Raw genomic sequence first — 2595 nt, 5'->3', positions numbered from 1 at the left:
GCAACGGTTCTTCCGGTATGGTTTGAGGTTATTTGTAGTGATTTAATCCTCTTATTTTTGCCGCTGGTGGGGCCGTTGTCTAGTTGGTGGGGTGTGGGTGTGTTCCTACTTTTGAATAAGCCTCATAGTCAGCCGGGGATTTTTCGATCACCTCATCCAGTAGCAGGAATCTGTAGAAGGCCGAGATTGCAGCCAGCCGCCGCGCGACCGATGCGTTGGAGTCGGTGGTCTTTTCGTGGACTCGGGAGAACACATCAAGGTGAGTGCGTCGCACCTGCAGTAGATCAACACCTGCTTCATCCAGAAAGGCGCAGAATATCTTCAGATCATTCAGGTAAGCCTGCTGAGTATTTTTTGAGGTATAGGAGAGTGCCCAGGAGGTGATGTGTTCACGGTGTTTAACGAAATTGGGCAGGGTTGAGTCAGATTCTATCAACTCTGATGATTCACTGGTGATTATCTCAAGTTCGCTGAGCATTCACGAGACACTTTCTGGGCAAAACACGTTTTCGAGACCCATGCCACCGAAAAACAGTAGCTAGGCCCGCTGAACCCATTTTATGGTACATAACCTACATTATGACCTATAAATAGAAGTTGTCTCCCAGCAAAACTATTTCAGAAGTGGGGAAAAGCCCTCCTAATACCTACCTATCTGTAGGAGAACACATTTTCATCGAGGCAAGTAGTCCTCTCGGAGGATGGGGCACCTTTCAGCGTAAACCACGACCATCTCTAGGAATGATGTGCTTCAGATAACTTTAGTGAAAGAATATAGTCATATATGAAACTGTAGGAGAAAATATGTTCGCAATTCAAACGAAACAACTAACCAAGAAGTTCAAGTCCCACACAGCAGTAAACACCCTAGATTTACGAGTCCCTGCTGGTCACATTTACGGATTCCTAGGACCCAACGGGTCAGGCAAATCAACCACCATGAAAATGATTTTAGGACTCTCCCAACCAACACACGGCGACATCAAGATCTTCAATACACCGCTCACTCCACACAACAGAGGAAAAATCATCCCCACCGTAGGATCAATGATCGAGGCACCTCCGGGTTACACTCACCTCACAGGTCTCGAAAACATGAACATCGTCAAAGACATGCTCAACCTACAACCAGAACAAATACATCGCGCACTCAATCTTGTACGCCTCGATAAACACCAAAATAAATTAGTCAAAAACTACTCACTCGGCATGAAACAACGCCTTGGCATAGCAATGGCTCTAGCTAAAGAACCTCAACTCTTAGTCCTCGACGAGCCTACAAATGGTCTCGACCCAGCAGGCATTGAAGAAATAAGAAATCTTCTCATCGATCTTTCTCATCAAGGTGTCACTATCATGATTTCCAGTCACCTATTAGATGAGGTCGATAAAATGGCAGACTATTTTGGCATCCTCAACACCGGCCACTTGATTTTCCAAGGCAGCAGAGACGAACTCTTCCAAGAATCCATTCCTGACCTGCTCATCGAAACTTCTGAACCACATAAAGCATTACACATTTATCCGCAGGCTACTCAAACAAACACTGGCATCAAGATAGAAAATATTGATGAGGCTTATTCAGAAGTCCTCCCAGTTGTATACCCCCCGCACCACTGAAAACACCCGAGCATACAAGGCGAGCGGTCGCCGAAATCCGTATGCAAAATGCGCCAGGTCTCAACCTGAGCAATCACCCGTTCCACCGCCGTCCGACGAGAATTCACCACTTTCACGCCCGAAGGCATCCTACGGGCTTTACTACGTCTTCTTGGAATAGACAGCCCTAGCCCGATGCAACCTATATCAGTCAAAGTGGATAAGTCCAAGCAACTGGTCCAAACCATGATGTTTGAAAGCAGAGGCATCATGCCTGGCGCCAGGTACAGGGCCAGTGAGGGCCAGCAATTTTCCATCCATGCTGCAAATTACCTGGTGATTGACACCAGCATGTCCGATTGGTTGCGGTTATTTGATTGAAGACTTAAATCTCGCTGTGTCACGGGTGGGGTCGTTGTTCTATTGGTGGGTGTAGGACTTTTGAATAAGCCCCATAGAAGAGTACTTCGCTAAAGGAAGATAATTGGCGGACCAAAAGGTATTGCCCCCCCCCTGAGCGAGTAGATAACAGCAACACTAACGAGCTAGTAGCTTCTGAATTCTGATTTTCACACCCACTTAGTTCTCATAAGAATAGAACTCTCCAATGATAAACAGCAGGAGTCTTATATATCAGCAGAGCAACCCCGCATTACCCTTTGACTACAAATAGATAAATATACTTATGAAATCATTTAATCGCATGTATTTCTTTTTTAATCAGTAACACATTTAGAGCCACCGCGCAAAATATACATAACAGGGGAATAATAAAGGAGATTTGAAGTCCAAAGGAATTCGCTTGCGAGCCTATCAAAAAGGGGAATATTACAACAGACAATCCACTTGTAAAAGAAATGAGCGACATAGAGGCTTATTCAAAAGTCCTCCCAGCCGCCAAAAACACCAACCCGCGAACTACCGAGAACACCCGCTGATACGAGCTCAACGGCCGTCTGAAACCCATGTGCAGAACCCGCCAGGTCTTAATGTGAG

Annotated in this window: 2 protein-coding genes; one reads left to right on the top strand and one right to left on the bottom strand. The window is 45.9% G+C overall.

The genetic code is table 11. From position 1 onward, the window contains the following. Window positions 1-79: 79 nt before the first annotated feature. A complete protein-coding gene (locus HF984_RS11220; protein ID WP_168615735.1) occupies window positions 80-478 on the bottom strand; it encodes a site-specific integrase in 399 nt (132 codons plus the stop codon). Window positions 479-804: 326 nt separating this feature from the next. Between HF984_RS11220 and HF984_RS11215 the strand changes: the two genes are divergently transcribed. Then, entirely contained in the window at window positions 805-1620 is an 816-nt protein-coding gene (locus HF984_RS11215) for an ABC transporter ATP-binding protein (RefSeq protein WP_168615734.1), read from the top strand. The last annotated feature ends 975 nt before the right edge of the window (window positions 1621-2595 follow it).

The sequence above is a fragment of the Rothia terrae genome, from assembly GCF_012396615.1.
Lineage (GTDB): Bacteria > Actinomycetota > Actinomycetes > Actinomycetales > Micrococcaceae > Rothia > Rothia terrae.
Note: the sequence above shows the minus strand (reverse complement) of the source record. Positions and strands in the feature narration are given on the sequence as shown.